Origin of the sequence: Parasulfuritortus cantonensis (assembly GCF_004337445.1) — a bacterium.
Taxonomy (GTDB): domain Bacteria; phylum Pseudomonadota; class Gammaproteobacteria; order Burkholderiales; family Thiobacillaceae; genus Parasulfuritortus; species Parasulfuritortus cantonensis.
Genome location: NZ_SJZB01000018.1, coordinates 51,546 through 75,719 on the forward strand (window position 1 = coordinate 51,546; position 24,174 = coordinate 75,719).

A 24,174-nucleotide genomic window follows, 5' to 3' on the forward strand; every position below is an offset into this window, starting at 1 on the left:
CGTCTCTCCTATTCGATCAGGCGTGGACGGCTTGCGGGATGGCGGCGTCGTTGACGGCCTTGCCCATGGCGACGGTCTTCCAGACGTTGTAGGCCATGATCAGCATGCCCAGGAAGAACATCGTGCCGCCGACCAGACGGATGGTCCAGAACGGGTACATGGCGTTGACCGACTGCGCGAAGCTGTAGGTCAGCGTGCCGTCCGCGTTGGTGGCGCGCCACATCAGGCCCTGGGCGACACCGGCGATCCACATGGAGGCGATGTAGAGGACGACGCCGATCGTGGACCACCAGAAGTGGACGTTGATCAGGCGGGTGCTGTACATCTCTTCACGGCCGAACAGGCGCGGGATCAGGTAGTACATGGAGCCGATGGTCACCATGGCGACCCAGCCGAGGGCGCCGGAGTGCACGTGGCCGACCGTCCACTCGGTGAAGTGGGACAGGGCGTTCACGGTCTTCACGGACATCATCGGGCCTTCGAAGGTCGACATGCCGTAGAAGGACAGGGAGGTGATCAGGAACTTCAGGATCGGATCGGTACGCAGCTTATGCCAGGCGCCGGACAGGGTCATGATGCCGTTCATCATGCCGCCCCAGGACGGAGCGATCAGCATCAGGGAGAACACCATACCGAGGGACTGGGCCCAGTCGGGCAGGGCGCTGTACAGCAGGTGGTGCGGACCGGCCCACATGTAGATGAAGTTCAGCGACCAGAAGTGCACGACGGACAGCCGATACGAGAAGATCGGACGGCCGGCCTGCTTGGGCACGAAGTAGTACATCATGCCGAGGAAGGCGGTGGTCAGGAAGAAGCCCACGGCGTTGTGGCCGTACCACCATTGCACCATCGCGTCCTGGACGCCGGCGTAGACCGGATAGGACTTGAAAATGCCGAACAGGGAGGTGCTGCCACCCAGGATCCACGGCAGTTCGAGGTTGTTGACCACGTGCAGCAGGGTGATGGTCACGATGTAGGCACCGAAGAACCAGTTCGACACGTAGATGTGCTGGGTCTTGCGCTTGATGATGGTGCCGAAGAACAGGATGGCGTAGGCGATCCAGACCACGGCGATCATCAGGTCGATCGGCCATTCCAGCTCAGCGTATTCCTTGCCCGAGGTGATGCCCAGGACGAAGGAAACGGCGGCCGAAAGGATGATCAGTTGCCAGCCCCAGAATACAAAGGAGGCAAGGCCGTCGGACAGCAGACGGGTTTGGCAGGTGCGTTGCACGGAGTACAGCGAGGCGGCAAACAGGCCACAGCCGCCGAACGCGAAGATGACCGCGTTGGTGTGCAGGGGACGCAGTCGGCCATAAGACAGCCAGGGTAGTTGCAGGGTGATATCAGGCCAGATCAACTGGGCGGCGATGAGTACGCCAACCAGCATCCCAACAATGCCCCAGACGACGGTCATGATGGCAAATTGTCGGACGACCTTGTAGTTGTATGTCGCTTCCATACGGGGTCTCCTTCGCAGGTGATGACGGGGTTCTACTTTTGCAGCGCCGAAAATCGACTTCGGCATCCTAATAAACGGGGTTGACTGATGTCAATCAAAATGCGGCTAAATGTCATATTGACAATTCGATCATTTTCCCTATTTTTTTGCGTCGCGTTCCTCCTCTGTTGTTGGTATGACCGGGGAGTCGTCGTCGAGCAGGATCCGGTGTGCCGGGCCCTCCATGTCCTCGAACTGGCCGTGCTTGACGGCCCACAGCAGGAGCAGGGCGATGAGGCCGACCAGGATGACGCTGATCGGGATGAGCATGTATAGGATTTCCATTCCTCAGCCTTCCTGGGTTCCGGTGGCCGGACTGTACTCCGACGGGTCGCCTTTGTAACCGGACAGGCGCATGGCGTTGAGCACCACCAGCAACGACGACAGCGACATGCCGATGCCGGCCAGCCAGGGCGTCACGTGGCCCATGGCCGCGGCCGGGATGGCGATGCCGTTGTAGAGCACCGACCAGGCCAGGTTCTGCTTGATGATGGTCTGGGTCTTGCGGGCGACGCGGACGCCGTCGGCCAGGCGCGACAACTCGCTCGACAGCAGGACCATGTCGGCCGCGGCCTGGGCGGCCTCGGCGCCCTGGTCGATGGCCACCGAGACCTGGGCCTGAGCCAGTACCGGGGCGTCGTTGACGCCGTCGCCGGTCATGGCCACCACGGCGCCCGCGCCCTGCAGGGCCTTCACCGCGTTGAGCTTGTCCTCCGGCAGCATGCCGCCGCGGGCGTCCTCGATGCCCAAGCGATGGGCCAGGGCGACCACGTTCTCGGGCCGGTCGCCGGAGAACAGGTGCAGGCGCATGCCCATCCCCTTCAGGCGGGCGACCAGTTCGGCCGCCTGCGGGCGTACCTCGTCGCCGAGGCCGAACCAGGCGATCGGGCCGTCCGCGTCGGCCAGGCCGACCACGGTCATGCCGGCCTCCATGGCGGCGGCCTGGGCGGCCACGAAGGCGGGCGTGCCGAGCCGGTAGACGCGGCCGTCGACATGGCCCTCGATGCCCTGGCCGGGCTGGTAGCGGAGCTGGCTGGCGGCCGTCGTCAGCGGCCCGGCCGCCTCGCGCAGGGCGGTCGCGACCGGATGGGTGGAACCCTGTTCCAGGGCGGCCGCCAGGGCCAGGGCGGCGGCCCGGTCGCCGCGCTCGACGACGCAGGCGCGCAACTGGAACTCGCCGGTGGTCAGGGTGCCGGTCTTGTCGAACACGAAGTCGCTGGCGTGGGCCAGGGTCTCCAGGGCGTGGCCGCGCGTGGACAGCAGGCCCATGCGGGTCAGGCGCCCGAGTGCCGCCGTGAGGGCGGCCGGCGTGGCCAGGGCGAGGGCGCACGGGCAGGACACCACCAGCACCGAGACGGTGATCCAGAATGCCCGGCCCGGGTCGACGAAGTACCAGGTGGTGGCGACGGTGGCGGCCACGGCCAGCAGGCCGAGCACGAACCACGAGGCCACCCGGTCGGCCAGCAGGGCCAGCCTGGGCTTCTCGGCGAGGGCGCGGTCGAGCAGGCGGACGATGCCGGAGAGGACGGTGTCGGCGCCGATCTTGTCGACCCGGATGACCAGCGGGCTGGCCAGGTTGATGGTGCCGCCGATGACCGTGCTGCCGGGGTGCTTGGCGAGCGGGTGCGATTCGCCGGTGAGCAGCGACTCGTCGACGCTCGATTCGCCCTCGGCCACGGTGCCGTCGGCTGGGAAGCTGTCGCCCGGCCCGATCAGGACGTGGTCGCCCGGGGTCAGTTTGACCGCGGCGACCAGTTCCTCGTCGCGCCCGCCGGGCCAGTGCGGCAACCGGGTGGCGGCGGCCGGGATGAGCTTGACCAGGGACTCGGCGGCTTCGGCCGAGCGCTTGCGCGCGTTCATCTCGAGGAAGCGGCCGGTGAGCAGGAAGAAGATGAACATGGTCACCGAGTCGAAGTAGACGTCGGGACTGCTGGTGAAGGTGCCGTAGATGCTGGCCACGTAGGCGGAGCCGACCCCGAGCGCCACCGGCACGTCCATGCCGGCGCGGCGCAGCTTGAGGTCGCGCCAGGCACCCTGGAAGAACGGCCAGGCCGAATAGAACACCACCGGCGTGGTCAGGATCAGGCTGGCGAAGCGCATGAGGGCCTGGAGGTCGAGGCCCATGGTGCCGGCGTCGGCCAGGTAGACCGGCACCGCGTACATCATCACCTGCATCATGCCGAGGCCGGCGATGGCCAGGCGCCGGATCGCCGTCTCCCGCTCCTTGCGGAACAGCTCTTCCTGGCGGCCGGGGTCGAAGGGGTAGGCCAGGTAGCCGATCTCCTGCACCGCGTGCAGGATCTCCGACAGCTCGATGCGGCCGCTGTCCCAGCGCACCCGGGCGCGGTGGGTGGAGAAGTTGATGTCGGCGGCGAGCACGCCGGGCAGCTGGCGCAGATGGCGCTCGTTCAGCCAGACGCAGGCGGCGCAGACGATGCCTTCCAGGATCAGGTTGGCCTCGCGCACCTCGCCCTCGGTCTTCACGAAGCTCTGCTGCACCTCCGGCAGGTCGTACAGCTTGAGCTGCTTGAGTTCCTCCAGGGCCGCCTCGGGGGTCCTGGGCATGTCGGTGCGCAGTCGGTAGTAGTCGGCGTTGCCGGAATCGATGATGGTCTGGGCCACCGCCTGGCAGCCCCGGCAGCAGGCCGGCTTGATCTCGGATTCGTAGCGTATCGGGTAGTCCGTTCCGGCCGGAACGGGTTCACCGCAGTGGAAGCAGTGTATGGGTTCGGTGGCTTCAGGCATGGCTCGGCATTCTATCCCCTAAAATGTCCGCCATGATTCCCTGGCTCGGTCTCGACGACCCCTTTCCCGACGTCCGGCGCGCCCTGCGCGACCCCAACGGTCTCCTGGCAGCCGGGGCCGATCTGGCCCCGGAGCGCCTGCTCTCGGCCTACCGGCACGGCATCTTTCCCTGGTACGGTCCGGGCGAGCCCATCCTGTGGTGGTCGCCCGACCCGCGCATGGTCCTGGAACCGGCGGCGTTCAAGACCTCGCGCTCCCTGGCCAAGCGGCTGCGCCGGCCGGACTACGAGGTCCGCGTCGACAGCGACTTCGAGGCGGTGATGCGCGCCTGCGCGGCGCCCCGGCCGGGCCAGCGCGGCACCTGGATCGTCGAGGACATGGTGCGCGCCTACCGCGACCTGCATGCGCTCGGCCACGCCCATTCGGTGGAGACCTGGCTGGATGGCGAACTGGTCGGCGGCCTGTACGGCGTGGCCGTCGGGCGCATGTTCTACGGCGAGTCCATGTTCAGCCGGGTCAGCGACGCCTCCAAGATCGCCCTGGCCCACCTGTGCCGCCAGCTCGAGCGCTGGGGTTTCGGCCTGATCGACTGCCAGATGGAAACCACCCACCTGGCCTCCCTGGGGGCCAGGCCGATCGCGCGCAGCGAGTTCCTGGATCGCCTGCGAGTGTTGGTAAACTTGCCTGGTCTACCCGGAAAGTGGTCCTTCGCCGATGGCCTTGTTGACTGAACTGCCGATCCAGCGCCTCCAGTTCTACCTGACGGCGCCCTACCCGTGCAGCTACCTGCCGGACCGCCAGGCCCGCTCCCAGGTCGCCACGCCGGCGGCGCTCATCGACACCCCGGTGTTCAGCGAACTGGCCCACCTGGGCTTCCGGCGCAGCGGCCACTACGTCTACCGGCCGCGCTGCGACAACTGTGCCGCCTGTCATCCCGTGCGCCTGGCCATCGACGGCTTCGTGCCCCGGCGCAGCCAGCGCCGCTGCCGCAAGCACAACGCCGACCTCAAATGCGTCCTGCGCCCGCTCGAATTCGACGAGCGTCATTACCAGCTCTACCGGCGCTACCAGGCCGCCCGCCACAAGGGCGGCGGCATGGACATGGACGACCGCGAGCAGTACCGCGCCTTCCTGCTCACCAGCGGGGTGGACAGCGGCCTGGCCGAATTCAGCCTGGCCGGCGAGGTGGTCATGGTCAGCCTGTTCGACCGCCTGCTCGACGGCCTGTCGGCGGTCTACGCCTTCTACGATCCGGACCTGGCGGCGCGCAGCCTGGGCGTGTACAACGTGCTCACCCTGGTCGACCTGGCCCGGGGCATGGGCCTGCCCTACGTCTACCTCGGCTACTGGATCAAGGAGAGCGCCAAGATGGCCTACAAGTCCGACTACCGGCCGCTGGAGATTTTCCGCTACGGTATCTGGAAACCCTTCATCGACACCGAGCCTGCCTAGGAGCCTTGCATGGCCGAATTGCCCGCCGCCGCCGAACAAGTGCTGAAGATGCACGCCCCCTTCATCCACGCCGTGGTGGACGCCGTGCGCGACCGCAGCCGCATCCCGGCGCTGCTGGAGATGCTGCGCGAGGCCGAGAGCCGGGGCTGGGCCCTGCTGGTCTCGGTGGTGCGCCAGATCCTCGACGGCCAGCGCGAGCGCACCCTCATGCTGGGCCTGGACGAGGAGGACAAGGTGATCGTCGAGGCCATCCTGGCCGGCATCGCAAATCCCGCCACCCTGCCGGCGCTCGGCAACGCCGGCGACGCCCAGGCCGCGGCACCGGGCCTGGCGACCATGGTCATGCTGGCGGCACGCGGCAACGTCGAGGCCTTCACCACCCTGGCCAACATGGCCGAGCAGATGATGAAGGCGGGCGGCGACATGGCCCGCCTGGGCGGTATCATGCGGCGCCTGATCGACGGCGAACGGGACGAGGCGCGCCTGACCAAGGGGATGGGCGAACTCGGCCGCAAGCTGGTGCGCGACCTGCTCGCCGAACTCGAACGGACCACGTTGCACTGAGCGCCGGCGACGGCTTGCCATCCACACATATATTAAATAGGTATGACCGCCCACAAGACGCGACCCGGGCCGGCCCCGGGGCTGGAGAAGACCGCCACCCTCGACGAGGTGAAGCTGATGCCGGGCGACGCCCTGCAGCTACAGCCCCTGGTCGAGGGGCCGCAGGAACGTCTGACCGTGCGCATCATCGGCGTCATGAAGCCGAAGAGCGTGCTGGTCACGGCACCCATGATCGACGGCAAGCTGATCTTCGTGCGCGACGGCCAGCCGTTCCTGGTGCGCGCCTTCTCGGGCCTCAACGTGTGCGCCTTCAAGGCCAAGGTGCTCAAGGCCCAGCATGCGCCGTTCCCCTACCTGCACCTGTCCTATCCGGAAACCGTCCAGCTGATGCGCATCCGCAAGGCGGTGCGCGCGCGCGTCCAGATCATCGCCGCGCTCTACGACCGCGCCGGCGGCCGCCAGATCGGTGCCGGCCGCATCGTCGACTTGAGCGTCGGCGGTGCCCGCATCCAGGTCCCGCGCGGCTTCCCGGTCCCCGGCGAGCAGGTGTATCTGGCCTTCAAGATCCGGCTCGACGACATCGAGGAGATCGTCGAGACCTCGGCGGCCATGCGCTCGGTCGCCGACGAGGATGACGAGGAGGGCCGCCCGGCCACCGCCCTGGGCGTGCAGTTCGGCGAACTCAACCCGCAGCAGCGCCTGCTCATCATGAACCTGGTCTACCAGTACCTGCTCAAGGAAACCGACTGATGCGCGTCTACCACGACCTGCTCAAGCACGTCCTCGCCCATGGCGTCCGCAAGGCCGACCGCACCGGCACCGGCACGATCTCCGTGTTCGGCTACCAGATGCGCTTCGACTTGGCGGCCGGCTTCCCGCTCCTGACCACCAAGAAGGTGCACCTGAAGTCGGTCATCCACGAATTGCTCTGGTTCCTTCAGGGCGACACCAACATCAAGTACCTGAAGGACAACGGCGTCAGCATCTGGGACGAATGGGCCGACGAGAACGGCGACCTCGGCCCCATCTACGGCTACCAGTGGCGCAACTGGCCGGCGCCGGACGGCCGTCACGTCGACCAGATCCAGGAAATCCTGGATACCCTGAGGCACAACCCGGATTCCCGCCGCATCATCGTCTCGGCCTGGAACGTGGGCGAGATTCCGAACATGAAGCTGCCGCCCTGCCACGCCTTCTTCCAGTTCTACGTCGCCGACGGCCGCCTGAGCTGCCAGCTCTACCAGCGCAGCGCCGACATCTTCCTGGGCGTGCCCTTCAACATCGCCAGCTACGCCCTGCTGACCATGATGATCGCCCAGGTGACCGGCCTGAAGCCGGGCGACTTCGTGCACACCCTGGGTGACGCCCACATCTACCTCAACCACATGGAGCAGGTGGACCTGCAGCTGTCGCGCGATTTCCGGCCGCTGCCGAGCATGCGCCTCAATCCCGACGTCACCGACCTGTTCGCCTTCCGGTACGAGGACTTCACCCTGGAGGGATACGACCCCCATCCGGGCATCAAGGCGCCGGTGGCGGTGTGAGGGGGAACGCGAGATGACCACGTCCAGACTCAGTCTCATCGTCGCCATGGCACGCAACCGGGCCATCGGCATCGACAACCAGCTGCCCTGGCACCTGCCCGAGGACCTCAAGCATTTCAAGAACCTGACCATGGGCCACCACCTGATCATGGGCCGCAAGACCTACGAGTCGATCGGCCGGCCGTTGCCCGGGCGCACCACGGTGATCGTCAGCCGCGACCCGGGCTACCGCATGGACGGCTGCCTGGTCGCCCACAGCCTGGACGAGGCGCAGCGCCTGGCCGCCGGCGACGCCGAGATGTTCTTCGTCGGCGGCGCCAGCCTGTACGCCCAGGCCATGGACCGGGTCGACCGCCTGTACATCACCGAGATCCAGGCCGACTATCCGGCCGATGCCTGGTTTCCCGAGTTCGACCGGGGCGCGACCTGGCGCGAGAGCAGCCGCGCGCACCAGCGCAGCGCGGCCGGGCTGGCCTACGACTTCGTCGTCTATGACCGGGTGCGCTGACCCGGCGCGGCCGCGGCGATGAACCTGGCCCGCCTGGCGCGTCGCCTGGTCGAGCGGCCGCATCTGCCGGACTTCCTGGTGATCGGTGCCCAGAAGGCCGGCACCACGTCGCTGCACAAGTACCTGCGCCGGCATCCCGGCCTGGTCGGCTCGAAGCCCAAGGAGCTGCACTACTTCGACCGCGACATCCACGCCGGCATGACGCTGGACGCCTACCGGCGCCATTTCGTCGGCCCCCGGGGGCGGCTCTATTTCGAGTCGACGCCGGCCTACCTGTATGCCCCGGACGCCGCCGAGCACATCCATGCCGGGCTCCCGGAGGTCAAGCTGGTGGTGATGCTGCGCGACCCGGTCAAACGCGCCTACTCGGCCTGGAACCACTACCGCCTGCAGTTCGAGCAGGGCGCCGTGACGGCGCCGGCCGAGACGGCCGCGCGGCATCCGGGCGACCGCCTGTACGAGACCTTCTTCGCCGGCCGGTCGAGCTTTCCGGACTTTCGCGCCTGCCTCGATCTGGAACTCGAGATGATCGAGCGGGGGGCCGGCTGCGAGCCGGCCATCCTGCGTCGGGGCCTGTACCTGCCGCAGCTGGAACGCTACTGGCGCCTGTTCGGGCGCGACCGCATGCTGGTACTGGGATTTCGCGACCTGGTCGAGCGCCCGGTCGATACCCTTGCCGGGGTCACCCGCTTCATCGGTGCCGCGGCGCTGGACTGGGGCCGTTTCGATTACCGGCCGGAGAACGCCAGGCCCTATGCCGCGGCCATGGCCGACGCGGACGCCCGCTTCCTGGCCGAGTATTACCGGCAGGCCAACGCCGACCTGTTCGAGGCCATCGGCCCGCTCAACTGGTAGGGCGGCGCGCCGGCCGGGCTCAGAGCCGGACGCCTTCGCTGCGCAACCGGGCCGCGACGCGGCGGTTCAGTTCGGGCCCGAGCGCCTCGCCCCAACGCTTGCCGGCCTGCATGCCCGCCTCGACCAGGCTCGGCATCACCCGGATCGCCTTGCGGCCGACCGCGGTGGAATGGAAGCGGATCAGTTCCTGTATCTCGGCGGCGCTGAAATGCTCGTGGTAAATGGGCACCAGGGCGGCCTTGAGTTCGGACTGGTGGTCGGCGAACACCGCCTCGACCTCCTGGCCGAGCACCTCGAAGACGTGGGCCGGGATGTCGGGGCGGCTGCGCTTGAGGGTTTCGGTGAGCTGCTTGGTGATCGCCGCGGAGAACTGCTGGCCGACCGCCAGGCCGCCGGTCATGTCGAGCAGGGTCTCGATGTCGTGCCGTTTCGCCGCCGTCAATTCGTCGGCCGACGCGGTGGCCGCGATCACCAGGAACAGGACCGCCAGCAGGCGTTGGAGCGCTTTCATGATCAACCTCCCATGGTCGATTGTTTATGTCTGGCCGGATACCTTACCGGAAGCCGGGCGGCCGGCCCAGGCACCGCGCCGGCGCCGGCCCGGCTAGGGGCCGAGGACCCGCTTGCGCTTGATCTCCTGGGCCGTGGCCGGGCGCAGGCCGGTCACCGTGCAGGTGAACACCAGGGCCAGGCCGGCGAGCGGGTGGTTGCCGTCCAGGACCACCTGGTCGGCGTCGAACTCAGCCACCCGGTACAGGGTCTCCTGGTCGTCCTCGGGGTTGGTCAGCTCGAACTGCATGCCGACCTCGAGCTCGTCCGGGAAGCCCGCCCGGCTTTCGCTGAGGATGAGTTCCTTGTCGTAGAGGCCGAAGGCGTCCTCCGGCAGCAGGTTGACCTTGACCGCGTCGCCGACCGTCTTCCCGGCCAGGGCGTCCTCGAGCTTGGCGAACAGGTCGCCGTGGCCGCCGTGCAGGTAGACCAGCGGCTCCTTGCCCGGGTCGACGACGTGGCCGGAAGGGTCGGCGACCTGGTAGTCCAGGGTCACCACGGTGTTGTCGGCAATCTTCATGGTTTCACAATACGTAGCGGGCCAGGTCCTCGCTCAGGGCGAGTTCGGCCAGGCGGGTGTCGACGTAGGCGGCGTCGACCGTGATCGTCTCGCCGCCGCGCTTGTCGGCGTCGAAGGAGAGGTCGTCGAGCAGGCGTTCCATGACCGTATACAGGCGCCGGGCGCCGATGTTCTCGGTGCGTTCGTTGACCTGCCAGGCGATCTCGGCCAGGCGCCGGATGGCCTCGGGGGCGAACTCCAGGCCCACCCCCTCGGTTGCCAGGAGGGCCCGGTACTGGCTGGTCAGGCAGGCGTCGGTGGCGGTCAGGATGCGTTCGAAGTCGGCCACCGAGAGGCTCTGCAGCTCGACCCGGATCGGGAAGCGGCCCTGCAGTTCGGGAATCAGGTCGGAGGGCTTGGCCAGGTGGAAGGCGCCGCTGGCGATGAACAGGATGTGGTCGGTCTTGATCATGCCGTACTTGGTCGACACCGTGGCGCCTTCGACCAGGGGCAGGAGGTCGCGCTGCACGCCCTGGCGCGAGACGTCGGTGCCCTGGCCTTCCGCCCGGCTGGCGATCTTGTCCAGTTCGTCGAGGAAGACGATGCCGTTCTGCTCGGTGTTGCGTACCGCCTCGGCCTTGATCTCCTCCTCGTTGACCAGCTTGGCGGCCTCCTCGTCGACGAGCAGCTTCATGGCCTCGGCGATCTTCACCTTGCGGGTCTTGCTGCGCTTCTGGCCGAGGTTCTGGAACATGCCCTGCAACTGGCTGGTGAGCTCCTCCATGCCGGGCGGCGCGAAGATTTCCATGCTGGTGGCCGGCAGCGCGATGTCCAGCTCGATCTCCTTGTCGTCGAGCTGGCCCTCGCGGAGCATCTTGCGGAATTTCTGCCGGGTGCCGGAATCCTCGGCCTTGCGTTCCTCGCCCCAGGCCTCGCGCGCCGGCGGCAGCAGGGCGTCGAGGACGCGCTCCTCGGCGGCCTCCTCGGCGCGGAAGCGGACTTGCTCGGCGGCCGCCTCGCGGGCCTGCTTGACCGCCATCTCGACGAGGTCGCGGACGATGCTGTCGACGTCCTTGCCGACGTAGCCGACCTCGGTGAACTTGGTCGCCTCGACCTTGATGAAGGGGGCACGCGCCAGGCGTGCCAGGCGGCGGGCGATCTCGGTCTTGCCGACGCCGGTGGGGCCGATCATGAGGATGTTCTTGGGCGTGATCTCCTGGCGCAGCCCGTCGGCCACGTGCATGCGCCGCCAGCGGTTGCGCAGGGCGATGGCGCAGGCGCGCTTGGCCTCGGTCTGGCCGACGATGTACTTGTCCAGTTCGTGGACGATCTCCTGGGGGGTCATCTGGGACATGGCGGCGAGGCCTCGAATCGGGGTTGTCTAAGTGTAGCCTCAGCGGACCAGGCCGAGCAGGCCCCAGACGCCGAAGCCGGCGACGATGAGGCCGGCGGCGAGCTTGACGGCGCGGTTCGCGGCCAGGGCGCGCAGGCGCTCGGCGGCCCAGCCCATGGCCAGCAGGTTGGGCAGGGTGCCGAAGCCGAAGGCGAGCATCAGCAGGGCGCCGGAAACCGGTCCGCCGCTGGCCAGGGCGGTGACCAGGACGCTGTAGACCAGGCCGCACGGCAGCCAGCCCCAGACCAGGCCGGCGGCGACGGCGCCGGGAAAGTCGCGGATCGGCAGCAGGCGCCCGAATACCGGCTGCAGACGGCGCCAGAGGCCGCCGCCGGCATGCTCCAGCCAGAGCACGGCACGGTTCAGGCCGGCCAGGTAGAGACCCATCAGAATCAGCACGACCTGGGCCACGACGAACAGGCCGGTCTGCACCGGCAGCAGGCGGTCGGACAGGAAGGCGGCGGAGCCGGCCAGGCCGGCCAGGGCGCCGGCCAGGGTGTAGCTGGCCAGGCGGCCGAGGTTGTAGCCGAGATGGAAGGGCAGGGGCTGGCGCCGGCCGCCCTGCAGGGACATCGCGGCGACGATGCCGCCGCACATGCCGACGCAATGGGCGCCGCCCAGCAGGCCGGCGAGGAAGGCGGTGATCAGGCTGATTTCCGGCATGGGCCCCAGGTACGGCTAGTCGCAGATCATGCCGTCCGCCACCCAGGCGCGCACGTCACGCGCCCATTCGTCGTAGCCGCCCGGCATGGTCGGGCGCCGGCCGGCCGGGGTCATGCCGCTCTTGATGGCCCAGAGCACGCGCGAGTCGGTGAGCAGGTGGTGGGACAGCACCTCGGCCTTGTCGCCGGTGGGGGTGTTGCGTTTGATCAACTCGCAGGTCTCGCGCGCCGAGTAGCCGGTGTAATCCATCTTCTCGCCGGGCGGTGCCATCCACTCTCCGCCCAGCAGCCCGGTCAGCGCCGGCTTGTGGCAGTTCTCGCACAGGTAGCGGGTACGGTGCGAGGTCCAGGCGCGGCCGTTGCTGCGCCGGCTGTTGAACTGGTGGCACTGCAGGCAGCGGGCGTCCTGGAACTTGGCGTACAGGGCATCGCTGAACTTGACCGGTTCCGCGCCGGCCGCCGCGGAGGCGGCCACTGCCAGGGCGAGGAGCGGGGCGAGCCAGGGGTTCATGGTACGGCGGCGACCGGCTGGAAGATGGCCCGATAGGCGGCGTAGGTGGAACACAGGACCCAGGGCAGGAAGACCAGCAGGCCGAGACCGAACGGAATCAGCATGGCGACCACGCCGAGCAGGCCCAGCAGCATGCTGTAGGCCAGGATCGGGCGCCAGTTGACGGCGCAGGCCCAGAGGCTCCACCACATGGCGTTGACGGCCGAGAAGCCGTCGAACAGGACCAGGGCGGGGGCGAACCAGGTGGCCATGACCAGCGGCGTGAGGAGGACCAGGCCGGTGAACACGGCGGGCAGGGCCTGGCCCATGACCGCCTCGACCTGGGCCGGGTCCTGGCCGGCCGGGTTGGCGGCCAGTTGCGACATCTGCTGGAAGCCGTCGCCGCCCATCTGGCGCATGATCTGGTCGATGAGCAGGATGCCGGCCAGGTAGACGGTGCCCATGACGGCGAGGCCGAGGCGGCCGCGCGTGTCGGCGAAGCCGGCGCCCAGGTGCAGGAAGGTGACCGGCTGGCCGGTTTCGGCGGCCCGGCTCGCGGACATGTAGCCGGCAACCAGGAACGGCGACAGGATCTCGATCGCGTATCCGCCCACGTAGGGGATGGCGCCGACCCCCATGAGGGCGAGGAAGACCAGCGCGGTCATGCCCATCCAGGGAACGGGCACCGGCTTGAACCAGCCCCAGCCGGCCTTCAGCCAGTCCAGACCGGCGCCCGCCGGCGGCCGGATGATACCGAGCGAGCCGCTCATGAAACGACGAGCGCCGCCACGCGGCGGCGCCCGTGGACCGGTGCGGGCATCAGAATTCCTTGATCATCCACATCGGCACGACCAGGTTGGGCGACAGGTCGTCGTAGCGGCGCATCAGGCCGTCGCCGCGCTGGTCGACCAGGTAATAGGGCTTACCGTGGCGCGGCGTCACCTTGATCATGTACAGGCGCCCGTGCAGGCGGTATTCCTCGACCTTGTCGTCGCCGCGCCGGCTGATCGTCACCTTCGGTTCCAGGTCCGGGTCCTGGACGCCCGGCGGCGGCGCGATCTCGGGCACCGGCTGGAGCTGGGGCGGCTTGTCGTCGACCGCGCCGGCGGCGAGCGGGAACACGGCCAGACCGGCGGTCAGGACTAACAGGGTTGTGCGCATGATGAATTCCCAATGACTGTGTATTGAATTGTACCTCACAGGCTCAGCAGTATCTCCCGATCGCGCGGGGTCGGCGTCAGGCAGGAATTCTCGTAGTGGCGGAATATCGCCTCGACGATCTGGTCGGGGTCGTCGATGATCTGGAGCAGGCCGGCGTCCTCGGGATCGATCATGCCCTCGGCGGCCATCGTGCCCTTGATCCAGTCGAGCAGGCCGCGCCAGAAGGGGCCGTGCACCAGGATGATCGGGATGCGCCGGATCTTGCCGGTCTGCACCAGGGTGAGCACCTCCATGAGTTCGTCCAGGGTGCCGAAGCCGCCCGGCATGATGACGTAGGCGCTGGCGAACTTGACGAACATGACCTTGCGGGCGAAGAAGTGCCGGAAGGTCTGGGAGACGTCCTGGTAGGGGTTGGCGTGCTGCTCGTGGGGGAGTTGGATGTTGAGGCCGACGCTGGGCGACTTGCCGTAGTAGGCGCCCTTGTTGGCGGCCTCCATGATGCCGGGGCCGCCGCCCGAGATGACCGCGAAGCCGGCGTTGGACAGCTTGTGGGCGATGGTCTCGGTGAGCTGGTAATAGGGGTTGCCGGACTTCACCCTGGCGCTGCCGAAGATGGTCACGGCGGGGCGGATCGGGGCCAGGCGTTCGGTCGCCTCGACGAACTCTGCCATAATTTCGAACATGCGCCAGGACTCGCGCGCCGAAAGCAGGGCCTCCTTGCTGCCCTCTGGATCGACCACATTCGGAATCTTCTTCATGGACCATACCCTGTTGCTGGTGGACGGCTCATCATACCTTTACCGCGCCTTCCACGCCCTGCCGGACCTGCGCAACCGGGATGGTTTCCCCACCGGCGCCCTCTATGGCGTCATCAACATGCTGCGTCGCCTGCACAAGGAGAATCCGGCCGCCTTCGTCGCCTGCGTGTTCGACGCCAAGGGCAAGACCTTCCGCGACGACCTCTATCCCGAATACAAGGCCCACCGGCCGCCGATGCCGGAGGACCTGGCGCGGCAGATCGAACCCATCCACGAGGCCGTGCGCGCGCTCGGCTGGCCGATCCTCATGATCGAGGGCGTGGAAGCGGACGACGTCATCGCCACCCTGGTGCGCCGGGCCGAGGCCGAGGGCCTCGCCAGCATCGTGTCCACCGGCGACAAGGACCTGGCCCAACTGGTCACGCCCCGGGTCAGGCTGGTCAACACCATGACCAACGAGACCCTGGACGAGGCCGGCGTGCAGGCCAAGTTCGGCGTGCCGCCGGCGCGCATCGTCGATTACCTGAGCCTGGTCGGCGATGCCGTGGACAACGTGCCGGGGGTGGACAAGGTGGGCCCGAAGACCGCCGCCAAGTGGATCGCCGAATACGGCGGCCTCGACGAACTCATGGCCCGGGCCGGCGAGGTCAAGGGCAAGGCCGGCGAGAACCTGCGCCAGGCCCTCGACTGGCTGCCCACGGCACGCACCCTGGTCACGGTCAAGGACGACGTCGCCCTGCCGGTGGCGCTCGACCAGCTGCATTGGCAGCCCGAGGACCGCGACAAGCTGTTCGAGCTGTTCGAGCGCTTCAACTTCCGTACCTGGCTGCGCGAGCTGCAGGCGCCCGGTGCCGCGGCCCCGGCGTCCGCGCCGGCCGAGGGCGGCGCGGTGGCGCCGCCGCGGGCCAGGGTGGAGCGGCGCTACGAGACCCTGCTCGGCGCGGCCGACCTGGAACGCTGGCTGGACAAGCTCGCCGGCGCCGAGCTGATCTGCCTGGACACCGAGACGACCAGCCTGGACCCGATGCAGGCGCGCCTGGTCGGCATGTCCTTCTCGGTCGTTCCCGCCCGGGCCCATCCCCAGGCCGAGCTGGGCTTCGACGCGCCGGTCGCCGAGGCCGCCTATTTGCCGCTCGCCCATGCCTATGCCGGCGCCCCCGACCAGCTCGACCTGGCGGCCACGCTGGCGCACCTGAAACCGATCCTGGAAGACCCGGACCGGGCCAAGGTCGGCCAGAACCTGAAGTACGACTGGCACGTGCTGAAGAACCACGGCGTCGATCTCCAGGGCATCGTCCACGACACCCTGCTGCAGAGCTATGTCCTCGAGGCGCACGAGCGCCACGACATGGATACCCTGGCGGAGCGCCACCTGGGCGAGACGACGATCAAGTACGAGGAGGTGTGCGGCAAAGGTGCCGGCCAGATCGGCTTCGACCAGGTCGACGTCGAGCGCGCCACCGCCTACGCCGCCGAGGATGCCGACATCACCCTGCGCCTGCACCAGGCCATGTATCCGCGCGTCCGTGCCGAGGCCGGCCTGGACCACGTCTACCGGCACATCGAGATGCCGCTGCTGCCCATCCTGGCGCGCATCGAGCGCACCGGCGTCAAGCTCGACTGCGAACTGCTGCGCCGGCACTCCGACTTCCTGGCCCGGGAGATGCTGGAGATCGAGCAGAAGGCCCACGCCGCGGCCGGCCAGCCGTTCAACCTGAATTCGACCAAGCAGCTCGGCGAGATCTTCTTCAACCAGCTCAAACTGCCGGTGCTCAAGAAGACGCCCAAGGGCGCACCCTCCACCGACGAGGAGGTCCTGGAGAAGCTGGCCGAGGACTACCCGCTGCCCAAACTGATCCTGGACTACCGCGGCCTGGCCAAGCTGAAGTCGACCTACACCGACAAGCTGCCGCTGATGGTCAATCCGGCCACCGGCCGGGTGCACACCACCTACAGCCAGGCCGTCGCGGTGACCGGCCGCCTGGCCTCCAACGACCCCAACCTGCAGAACATCCCCGTGCGCACCCAGGAAGGCCGCAAGATACGCGAGGCCTTCGTCGCCGAGCCCGGCTGCGTCATCGTCTCGGCCGACTACTCCCAGATCGAGCTCAGGATCATGGCCCACCTGTCCGGCGACGAGCGCCTGCTGGCGGCCTTCGCCGAGGATGCCGACATCCACCGCGCCACCGCCGCCGAGGTGCTCGGCCTCGCCCCCGAGCAGGTCCTGCCCGAGCAGCGCCGCATGGCCAAGGCGGTCAACTTCGGCCTCATCTACGGCATGTCGGCCTTCGGCCTGGCGGCCCAGCTGAACATCGACCGGACCACCGCCCAGGCCTACATCGACCGTTACTTCGCCCGCTATCCCGGCGTCGCCGAATACATGGCGCGTACCCGCGAGCAGGCCAAGATGGAAGGCTACGTCGAGACCCTGTTCGGGCGCCGGCTCTACCTGCCCGAGATCAGGAGCGGCAACCCGCAGCGTCGCCAGGGCGCCGAGCGGGCCGCCATCAACGCGCCCATGCAGGGCACCGCCGCCGACCTGATCAAGCTGGCCATGATCGCCGTCCAGGGTTGGCTCGACGCCGAATGCCTGCAGACCCGGCTGATCATGCAGGTGCACGACGAACTGGTGCTGGAAGTGGCCGAGGCCGAGCTGGACCGGGTCAGGACCCGGCTGCCGGAACTGATGGGCGGGGTCGCCGACCTGAAGGTGCCGCTCAAGGTGGAAGCGGGCGTCGGGCCGAACTGGGAGGCGGCGCACTGACATGACGAAGCGCGGTGCCAGTCCCGAACTCGTGCTCTTCACCGCCACCACCGGGCGTACCGGCAGCACCTCGCTGGTGGAGCTGTTCCAGCGCAACGTGCCCGGCTGCGTCGCCGAGCACGAGCCCGGCTACCAGCCCGAGACGGTCTACGAACGCCTCTACGAGGCCCTGTTTCTGCGCCGCGTCCGCAAGCTGGACCGGCGTGGTTTCGGCCGCGCGCTGCAATGGTACGACCGTGGCGAACGCGTCCTGGACCGGCTCGTGCACCTGCGCGCCCGGCGTATCCGGCGCCTGGGCTGCCGGGTGTATCTGGAATCCAATCACGCCTTCCTGTCCTCGCTGGGCGACGCCCTGGTCGAGGAATTCCCGAACCTCGGGCTGATCCACCTGGTGCGCGACCCCATGGAGGTGGCGGTCAGCCACTGCAACCGCAACACCCGGCCGGCAGGCAGCCCGGACTTCCTGCGCGCGCTGGGCGCCTGGCACCCGCACCCGGAGGCGCGACGCAACTGCCTGGTGCCGCCGGCAGGGGACCTGACCTGCTTCCAGTACTATCTGTGGGTCTGGCTGGAGTGTGAGCGGCGGCGCTTGCGTTTCCTCGAGCGCAACCCGGCGGTGCGCTGTTTCAGGCTGCTCACTCCGGATCTCAACGAGCCGGCCCGGATCGCCGAGTTGTTCGCCTTTTTCGGCCTGCCGGTGGATTCCGGCCGGCTCGTCGTCCCGCCGGCCCGGAATCGCAACGCCGAGGTCACGCGGGTGGATGAGCGGCACCGGGAGGAGGCCCGCGACCTGCTCCGGCGCCTCGGTCCCGGCGTCCTGGCCGGCCTGCCGGCGACCTTCGGGCTGGCCGACTTGCTCTAGGGCGGACGGCAATGGAAAAGGCCGCCCGGGGGCGGCCTTTTCAGCGGGGTACAGTCAGGCTCAGGCCTTCTTGATTTCCAGCTTTTCCTTGATGCGGGCGGACTTGCCGGTACGGCCGCGCAGGTAGTACAGCTTGGCGCGGCGGACGTCGCCCTTGCGCTTGACTTCGATGGCGGCGACCAGCGGAGAGTAGGTCTGGAAGGTACGCTCGACGCCTTCGCCGGCGGAGATCTTGCGGACGATGAAGCTGGAGTTGAGGCCGCGGTTGCGCTTGGCGATCACGACGCCTTCATAGGCCTGCAGACGTTCGCGGTTGCCTTCCTTCACCTTCACCTGCACCACGACGGTGTCGCCGGGGGAGAATTCGGGGATGGTCTTGCCCAGACGGGCGATTTCTTCGTTTTCGAGTTGGGCGATGAGGTTCATCGTCGGTTCCTTTCAGGTTCGCGCTATAGGTATCCGGCGGATACATGGCGCGGTTTCTAATGACCCGGTTTACCCGGATCGGCTACATCCCGACGAAATTCGTCGAGCAAATCCAATTCCTCGCGGCTCAGCGACCGCCGGTCGAGCAGGTCCGGCCGCCGTTGCCAGGTCCGCCCGAGCGACTGCTTGAGCCGCCAGCGCGCCACCCCGGCGTGGTTGCCGGTAAGCAACTCGGCCGGCGTGCCCAGACCCAGGTAAACCTCGGGCCGCGTGTAGTGCGGGCAGTCCAGCAGACCGTCGGCGAAGGAGTCCTCGGCCGCCGAGCCGGCGTGGCCCAGCGCCCCCGGCAACTGCCGGATCAACGCATCCAGCAACACCATGGCGGGCAGCTCGCCGCCCGACAGGACATAGTCGCCGATGGAGACCTCCTCCACCGGGTGACGGGCGAACACGCGCTCGTCGATGCCTTCGTAGCGGCCGGCCAGCAGCACCAGGGCCGGTTCCTGCACCAGTTCCTCAACCAGAGCCTGGTTTAGCGTCCGCCCCTGCGGCGAAAGATAAACCAGGCGCGGCTGCGCGATGCCGTCACGGCGCAACGCCGTTTTCGCGGCGGTGAGCGCCAGGTCCAGCGGTTCGGCCAGCATCACCATGCCGGGACCGCCGCCGAACGGGCGGTCGTCCACCGTCCGGTAGCTGTCCGAGGTGAAGTCCCGGGGGTCCCAGAACCTCAACTCGAGCAGGCCGTTCCTGACCGCCCGGCCGCTGATGCCGTATTCGGTCAGGGCGGCGAACAGGGCCGGGAACAGGGTCACCACGTGGTACCGCGGTGTCACCAGTCGGTGCCCCAATCCACGACGATGCGCCCGGCCGCGATGTCGACCGTGGCGACGATCGGTGCCGTGAACGGGATCAGCCGCTCCGTGTCGCCCGCGGTCACCCGCATGATGTCGTGGGCACCGGTCTCCAGCATCTCCGCCACCCGGCCCAGGGCTTCCCCGGCCAGGTTCACCACTTCCAGGCCGACCAGGTCGTCCCAGTAATACTCGTCCGCCTCGGGCGCCGGCAATTCCGCCCGCGCCACCGCGACCTCCTGGCCCTGCAGGGCCTCGGCGGCGTCGCGGTCGGCAACGCCGTCCAACTGGGCGAGCAGGAACTGGCTGTGCACCTTGGCCTCCAGCACCTTGTACTCGCGCCACCTGCCGGCCTTGCCCAGATGCCAGACCGGGTAGTCCAGCAGGTTGTCCAGATACTCCGTGAACGGCTGGACCTTGACCCAGCCGCGTACCGCATACGGGGCGGCGATCCGCCCCATGACCACCAGATCCTCAGGCGGCGACGGGTTGCGCGCCACGGGTCAGGCGGGTCACGGTGTCGGAAACCTGGGCGCCGACGCCGGTCCAGTAGGACAGGCGTTCCTGGTTGATGCGCAGGCCTTCGGCGCTGCCGGAGGCGACCGGGTTGTAGAAGCCGATGCGCTCGATGAAGCGGCCGTCGCGACGGTTGCGGGAGTCGGTGACGACGATGTTGTAGAAGGGACGCTTCTTGGAGCCGCCGCGGGCCAGTCGAATGGTTACCATAATCCTGTGATTCCTAGTCAGTTTCCGGGGCGCGCGGGAGGGCGCGCGGAAAAGCACGAGATTCTAGATAAAGCCGTCTAGAAAATCAAACAATTAGGTTGTCCGGAGCGGTATCGCGCGCGGCGCCGCTCAGTGCGCGTTCGCCAACAGGGTGGCGGCATAGCGGCGCGGATCGAGCACGGCGAAGGCCGCCCAGGCGGTCAGCCGGTAGTTGCAATCCTGGAACAGGCGCTCCAGTTGCCGCGCGGCGGCGTTGCCGCGCGCGTCGATGAGCTCGCGTTCGCTGCCACGGCCGTGGCGCTGGCGGGCCAGCTGCAAGGTCAGCGCTTCGGTCGCGTCCGCCTCCGCTTCCCGGGCGATGGCGAGGGCGGCGCGCCCCCGGGCAACCTCCGCCAGGGCCTGGCGCTGGGCGTTCCAGAGCCCCAGCCGGGTCTCGCGCAACTGCGCCTCGGCGTCCCTCAGCTCCGCCTGGGCAGCCTGCAGGGCGGTGTTCTTCTGGACCAGCGGTGCCAGGCTCTGCTGCAGCGCCAGGCCGACCGTGTAGCTGTTCGCCTGGGTGGCGTCGATGGCGCCGCCGGCGCTGTTGGCGTCGCGGCCGACCCAGTTGTAGCTGCCGACCAGGTCCAGCCGGGGCCGGCTCAGGGCACGCGCGGCGTCGACCTTGTTGCGTGCCGCCTCGACCCGCAGACGCCCGGCGCGCAGGGCGGGATGGTCGGCCAGGGCGGCGTCGGGGTCGAAGGCGGACGGGTCGGGCAGGGCGGGCGGCTCCGGGATCATGTCCAACGCCTGCAGACGGACGCCGGCCGGCAACTCCGCGCCCAGGCCGACGGCGAGCTGGCCGGCCTGGGCTTCCAGTTCGGCGGCCTGTTGCAGGCTCAGCTGGCGTTGCTTGCCGAGTTCCTGGCGGGCGGCTCCCAGGTCCAGCCGGCTGGCCTCGCCCAGGCGCTGGGCCGCGGCGACGAGTTCGGTGCGCCGGGCGTAGCGGGCTTCCGCCTCGCGCTGGTTGCGATAGCTTTCCTGGGCCTTGACGAGGGCGGTGTAGCCCTCCAGCACGCGCGTGAGCTGGCGGATGCGCAGGTCCTCGAGGTCTTCGCGCGCGGCGTCGAACTCGGCGTGGGCGGCCAGGTAGCCGGCCCGGTTGCGGCCGCCGGCGTACAGGTTGAGGCTGGCCGAGAGGGCGGCGTAGCTGCTGTAGAACGCCGCCTCGCCTTGGACCACGGTGGAGCCGATCAGGGTGGCCTGCTTGCCCGGGTTGCCGTAGCGCGCCAGCTGGGCCTGCAGGTCCAGCTGCGGCAGGAAGGCGTTGCCGGCGCCGGTGAGCCCGGCCTCGGCCTTGTCCACGGCGGCGAGGCCGCGCGCCAGGGCGGGCGCGTCGGCCATGGCCTGGTCGAGGGCCTGGCGCAAGGTCAGCGGGCGCGGCCGCAGGCCACCCGGCAGGTCCGCCTCGGTGGCGGGCGCGCGCGCGGAATCCAGCCAGGGCGTGACCAGCGCCTGGCCGGCCAGGGCGAGGTCGAAACGCAGGAGCAGCGCCGGTGGCCGGGGCGACGCCGGGGCACGGCCGGCATGGCTGCGCGCGGCCGCCGCGCCGGGCAGGGCGGCACAGACCAGAAACAGGCACGCCGCCATGGCCAGCAGGCGGCGTGCCGGGCCGGGCGGCCGCGGGCACGCCGGTCCCCGGCCGTCGGCGGGAACCGGCGGAGATGCGCGTCTGGGCGACAAGGATCAGGTCAATAGTAGGCGGACAGGTTGATGACCAGGCCGGCACCCAGCGCGCTGCTCGCCAGGCCGGCCGTGACGAAGTCGTCGATCTGGTCGACCAGGCCGCTGGCGAAGGCGCTCATGTTGTCCGCCACGTTGCTCCCCTGCTGGCTCAGCGAAGCGGCCAGGAGGCCGGCCGCACTTTGCGCCGGGACGACGCTTTGGTCGGTGAACTCGTCCAGGATCATGGCGACGCCCGGGGCGTGGCTGACGCTGCGGGTGACGGTCACGGTGCCGTCTTCGTTGACGGTCGTCTCGGAACCGGCGGCGACCATGACAATGCCGTTGCTCATCAGTTCGCTGAGCGCGACCGTACTGCCGAGGACGTTGCCGAGCGCGGAGTCGGTGCTGTCCAGCAGGCTGTCGTCGATGTTCCAGGCCTGGGCGGCACTCATGTTGGCGATCACGGCGTCGACGCGGCCGTCCGCGACCAGGGCCGCCTGGGTGCTGTTCAATTGCGCCAGGCTGGCCTCCTGCGAGATTGACATCTGCTGTTGCAGGCCTTGTTCGATGATGCTCTGGATGCTGGTGGTGGTGGTTAGGTCCATGGTCAACTCGAAATCCGTTCAGCCGGGGCGACGCCCGGTCAGGTGCGTTCGATCACCAGCTGGCTGGTGCCGAAGATGGTCGTGGAATAGCTGAGGTCGTAGGCGGTGAGGTTGCCCAAGGCGGTCTCGACGCCGGTGCCGGTCTCCTGCATGAACTGGCTGACGCCGTCGCCGATGCCGTCGACCTGGGGCGCCAGCACCTCGCTGACGTACTGCATCATGACCAGGGCGCCGGGGGCGTGGGAAACCTCCTCTACCACGCTCGATACCGTGCCGTCTTCGCGGTAGTTGGTGGTGATGGTGGTGATGGTGAGGTCGGCCAGGTCCTCGGCGAGATCGCCCAGGGCGTGGGCGCTGTCGACCAGGCCGGTCTCCAGCAGCTGGTCGGTGCCGTCGATGGCGGTGTCGAGCAGGTCGGTGGCCGCCGACGAGGTGGCGTCGATGGCCGTGTCGATCTGTTCCGTCGCGCTTGCCGAGGCGGTGTCGGTGCTCGCGACGGTGGCGACGAGATCCGTGGTCGAGGCCGGCGCCAGTGCGCGCGTCAGGCTGCCCAGGATGCCGCCCAACAGGTCGACCACCGAGCCGAGCAGGCCGCCCACCGCGTTCAATAGGCTGGTTAGCATTTGTTGCGTACCTAGTTCGTGTCAGTCGTGCATCGGAAAAAGGCCCGGTCCATCGGGCCGGGCCTTCATTTCCCCCGTCGGATCGCTTACAGCGAGGTGTTCGCGAGCAGGCCGGAAGTACCCAGGCTGGCCGAGATCGACGCGCCCAGGGAGGTGGACAGGCTGGGCAGTGCGTCGGGCAGGTGCGAAGCCAGGTTGGCCATGGCCGCGCCGGCGCCGTTGCCGACACCGGTCATCATCCCGGCGATGCCTTCGCCGATGCCGGCGGTCAGCGAGCCCAGGGTGTAGGTGGCGTAGGCGGTCATGATGGCGGCGCCGCCGTCATGGCTGACCGACTGGGTTTCCTGCAGCACGTTGCCGGCGCTGTCATAGACGGTCGTGGCGGAGGCCTCGGTGAAGCTAATGGCCGAAGCGGCGACGCTGTTCATGGCATCGGCGGTGGCGGCGATGGTGCTTTCCTCCAGGGCAGTGACGCCATCGAAGGTGGTCTGCAGCGTGGTGTTGACCATGTTGGTCATGCCTTCGATCACGCTGTTGACCAGCGTGTTGGAGTTGGCCGCGGCGACGTTGCTCAGCGCGGAGGCGTTGGACGCCGTGGAGCTGAGGATGGAGTTCACGTCGTCAGCGGACACGCCGCCACCGAACAAGGCATCAAGAAGTCCCATAGTATTTCTCCTTAGTGATATGGAAATGCAGGCTGTCTGAAAACCGTTCCAGGGTGCCTACGGGGCCTGGTTTCGGTGTGCACGTTCACAATCTGCACAATATATTTATTAGCAATGTACGTGCCAGTTGTTGTTTTTTACCTTTAGAACAAAAAAACCAGTGAATTCAGATGCCTATATCCGCTTGCCGGGGAAAGGGGCGGACGTCGGCGGCCCGGGTGTTACGGAACATCGGGTAACGCGGCGTCCGATGTAACGTAACGCGGCGCC

The 24,174-nt window shown here is 68.3% G+C and carries 28 protein-coding genes; 9 read left to right on the forward strand and 19 right to left on the reverse strand.

Annotated elements, in window-relative coordinates; all coding sequences use genetic code 11:
* Positions 1–16: 16 nt before the first annotated feature.
* From ccoN to EZJ19_RS05155, 3 genes are all read right to left on the reverse strand, one after another.
* Positions 17–1,462: a cytochrome-c oxidase, cbb3-type subunit I gene (gene ccoN / locus EZJ19_RS05145; protein ID WP_131445223.1), complete on the reverse strand. Its 1,446-nt coding sequence runs from the start codon at positions 1,460–1,462 to the stop codon at positions 17–19.
* Between the two features lie 138 nt (positions 1,463–1,600).
* Positions 1,601–1,786 carry a cbb3-type cytochrome oxidase assembly protein CcoS gene (gene ccoS, locus EZJ19_RS05150; protein ID WP_131445224.1) on the reverse strand — a complete coding sequence of 62 codons (186 nt, stop codon included), beginning with the start codon at positions 1,784–1,786 and terminating at the stop codon, positions 1,601–1,603.
* A gap of 3 nt (positions 1,787–1,789) precedes the next feature.
* Complete coding sequence (locus EZJ19_RS05155; RefSeq protein ID WP_131445225.1) at positions 1,790–4,246, reverse strand: heavy metal translocating P-type ATPase; 2,457 nt, start codon at positions 4,244–4,246, stop codon at positions 1,790–1,792.
* A 32-nt stretch (positions 4,247–4,278) separates the two neighbouring features.
* Between EZJ19_RS05155 and aat the strand changes: the two genes are divergently transcribed.
* From aat to EZJ19_RS05190, 7 genes are read left to right on the forward strand one after another with little or no spacing between them, the layout of a single operon-like run.
* Positions 4,279–4,977 carry a leucyl/phenylalanyl-tRNA--protein transferase gene (aat, locus tag EZJ19_RS05160; RefSeq protein WP_131445323.1) on the forward strand — a complete coding sequence of 233 codons (699 nt, stop codon included), beginning with the start codon at positions 4,279–4,281 and terminating at the stop codon, positions 4,975–4,977.
* Positions 4,961–5,698 (forward strand): arginyltransferase, encoded by a 738-nt coding sequence (locus EZJ19_RS05165; protein ID WP_131445226.1) that lies wholly within the window; start codon positions 4,961–4,963, stop codon positions 5,696–5,698. Before aat ends, EZJ19_RS05165 begins: the two co-directional genes overlap by 17 nt.
* 9 nt (positions 5,699–5,707) lie before the next feature.
* On the forward strand, positions 5,708–6,262 hold the full coding sequence (locus EZJ19_RS05170; RefSeq protein WP_131445227.1) for a hypothetical protein: 555 nt from the start codon (positions 5,708–5,710) through the stop codon (positions 6,260–6,262).
* Between the two features lie 42 nt (positions 6,263–6,304).
* Positions 6,305–7,012 (forward strand): flagellar brake protein, encoded by a 708-nt coding sequence (locus EZJ19_RS05175; RefSeq protein ID WP_131445228.1) that lies wholly within the window; start codon positions 6,305–6,307, stop codon positions 7,010–7,012.
* A complete protein-coding gene (locus EZJ19_RS05180; protein WP_131445229.1) occupies positions 7,012–7,806 on the forward strand; it encodes a thymidylate synthase in 795 nt (264 codons plus the stop codon). The genes EZJ19_RS05175 and EZJ19_RS05180 overlap by 1 nt, the downstream gene beginning before the upstream one ends.
* Before the next feature lie 13 nt (positions 7,807–7,819).
* Positions 7,820–8,314, forward strand: a complete 495-nt coding sequence (locus EZJ19_RS05185; protein ID WP_131445230.1) for a dihydrofolate reductase — start codon at positions 7,820–7,822, stop codon at positions 8,312–8,314.
* Between the two features lie 18 nt (positions 8,315–8,332).
* On the forward strand, positions 8,333–9,169 hold the full coding sequence (locus EZJ19_RS05190) for a sulfotransferase family protein (protein WP_131445231.1): 837 nt from the start codon (positions 8,333–8,335) through the stop codon (positions 9,167–9,169).
* A 19-nt stretch (positions 9,170–9,188) separates the two neighbouring features.
* Here EZJ19_RS05190 and EZJ19_RS05195 read toward each other — a convergent pair whose 3' ends face one another.
* From EZJ19_RS05195 to EZJ19_RS05230, 8 genes are all read right to left on the reverse strand, one after another.
* Positions 9,189–9,680: a DUF2059 domain-containing protein gene (locus tag EZJ19_RS05195; RefSeq protein ID WP_131445232.1), complete on the reverse strand. Its 492-nt coding sequence runs from the start codon at positions 9,678–9,680 to the stop codon at positions 9,189–9,191.
* 93 nt (positions 9,681–9,773) lie between these two features.
* The gene (locus tag EZJ19_RS05200; protein ID WP_131445233.1) at positions 9,774–10,238 is read right to left on the reverse strand and encodes an FKBP-type peptidyl-prolyl cis-trans isomerase; all 465 of its coding nucleotides are present in this window, start codon (positions 10,236–10,238) and stop codon (positions 9,774–9,776) included.
* Positions 10,239–10,242: 4 nt separating this feature from the next.
* Positions 10,243–11,571 carry an ATP-dependent protease ATPase subunit HslU gene (gene hslU / locus EZJ19_RS05205; RefSeq protein ID WP_131445234.1) on the reverse strand — a complete coding sequence of 443 codons (1,329 nt, stop codon included), beginning with the start codon at positions 11,569–11,571 and terminating at the stop codon, positions 10,243–10,245.
* A 39-nt stretch (positions 11,572–11,610) separates the two neighbouring features.
* Positions 11,611–12,273, reverse strand: coding sequence for a sulfite exporter TauE/SafE family protein (locus EZJ19_RS05210; RefSeq protein WP_131445235.1), 663 nt, complete (start codon positions 12,271–12,273; stop codon positions 11,611–11,613).
* Between the two features lie 15 nt (positions 12,274–12,288).
* Complete coding sequence (locus EZJ19_RS05215; protein WP_131445236.1) at positions 12,289–12,783, reverse strand: hypothetical protein; 495 nt, start codon at positions 12,781–12,783, stop codon at positions 12,289–12,291.
* Positions 12,780–13,532, reverse strand: a complete 753-nt coding sequence (locus tag EZJ19_RS05220) for a BPSS1780 family membrane protein (protein ID WP_131445237.1) — start codon at positions 13,530–13,532, stop codon at positions 12,780–12,782. The genes EZJ19_RS05215 and EZJ19_RS05220 overlap by 4 nt, the downstream gene beginning before the upstream one ends.
* Positions 13,533–13,581: 49 nt before the next feature.
* Positions 13,582–13,923: a DUF2782 domain-containing protein gene (locus EZJ19_RS05225; RefSeq protein WP_131445238.1), complete on the reverse strand. Its 342-nt coding sequence runs from the start codon at positions 13,921–13,923 to the stop codon at positions 13,582–13,584.
* A gap of 35 nt (positions 13,924–13,958) precedes the next feature.
* The gene (locus tag EZJ19_RS05230) at positions 13,959–14,681 is read right to left on the reverse strand and encodes an LOG family protein (protein WP_131445239.1); all 723 of its coding nucleotides are present in this window, start codon (positions 14,679–14,681) and stop codon (positions 13,959–13,961) included.
* Here EZJ19_RS05230 and polA point away from each other — a divergent pair.
* Both polA and EZJ19_RS05240 read left to right on the forward strand, forming a co-directional pair.
* Positions 14,680–17,445, forward strand: a complete 2,766-nt coding sequence (gene polA, locus EZJ19_RS05235) for a DNA polymerase I (RefSeq protein ID WP_131445240.1) — start codon at positions 14,680–14,682, stop codon at positions 17,443–17,445. The two genes, EZJ19_RS05230 and polA, sit on opposite strands and share 2 nt — an antisense overlap.
* Position 17,446: 1 nt before the next feature.
* Positions 17,447–18,307 (forward strand): hypothetical protein, encoded by an 861-nt coding sequence (locus EZJ19_RS05240; RefSeq protein ID WP_131445241.1) that lies wholly within the window; start codon positions 17,447–17,449, stop codon positions 18,305–18,307.
* A gap of 60 nt (positions 18,308–18,367) precedes the next feature.
* Here EZJ19_RS05240 and rplS read toward each other — a convergent pair whose 3' ends face one another.
* The 8 genes from rplS to EZJ19_RS05280 form a co-directional block, all read right to left on the reverse strand.
* The gene (gene rplS, locus EZJ19_RS05245; protein WP_131445242.1) at positions 18,368–18,733 is read right to left on the reverse strand and encodes a 50S ribosomal protein L19; all 366 of its coding nucleotides are present in this window, start codon (positions 18,731–18,733) and stop codon (positions 18,368–18,370) included.
* Positions 18,734–18,789: 56 nt separating this feature from the next.
* Positions 18,790–19,566 (reverse strand): tRNA (guanosine(37)-N1)-methyltransferase TrmD, encoded by a 777-nt coding sequence (trmD, locus tag EZJ19_RS05250; RefSeq protein WP_206199319.1) that lies wholly within the window; start codon positions 19,564–19,566, stop codon positions 18,790–18,792.
* Positions 19,563–20,045, reverse strand: coding sequence for a ribosome maturation factor RimM (gene rimM / locus EZJ19_RS05255; RefSeq protein ID WP_131445243.1), 483 nt, complete (start codon positions 20,043–20,045; stop codon positions 19,563–19,565). The genes trmD and rimM overlap by 4 nt, the downstream gene beginning before the upstream one ends.
* Positions 20,046–20,058: 13 nt before the next feature.
* On the reverse strand, positions 20,059–20,310 hold the full coding sequence (gene rpsP, locus EZJ19_RS05260) for a 30S ribosomal protein S16 (RefSeq protein ID WP_131445244.1): 252 nt from the start codon (positions 20,308–20,310) through the stop codon (positions 20,059–20,061).
* A gap of 129 nt (positions 20,311–20,439) precedes the next feature.
* Positions 20,440–21,936 carry a TolC family protein gene (locus EZJ19_RS05265; protein ID WP_131445245.1) on the reverse strand — a complete coding sequence of 499 codons (1,497 nt, stop codon included), beginning with the start codon at positions 21,934–21,936 and terminating at the stop codon, positions 20,440–20,442.
* Positions 21,937–22,037: 101 nt separating this feature from the next.
* Positions 22,038–22,616, reverse strand: coding sequence for a hypothetical protein (locus EZJ19_RS05270; protein WP_131445246.1), 579 nt, complete (start codon positions 22,614–22,616; stop codon positions 22,038–22,040).
* A 38-nt stretch (positions 22,617–22,654) separates the two neighbouring features.
* Entirely contained in the window at positions 22,655–23,239 is a 585-nt protein-coding gene (locus EZJ19_RS05275; protein ID WP_131445247.1) for a hypothetical protein, read from the reverse strand.
* 86 nt (positions 23,240–23,325) lie between these two features.
* Positions 23,326–23,904, reverse strand: coding sequence for a hypothetical protein (locus EZJ19_RS05280; RefSeq protein ID WP_131445248.1), 579 nt, complete (start codon positions 23,902–23,904; stop codon positions 23,326–23,328).
* Positions 23,905–24,174: the final 270 nt, after the last annotated feature.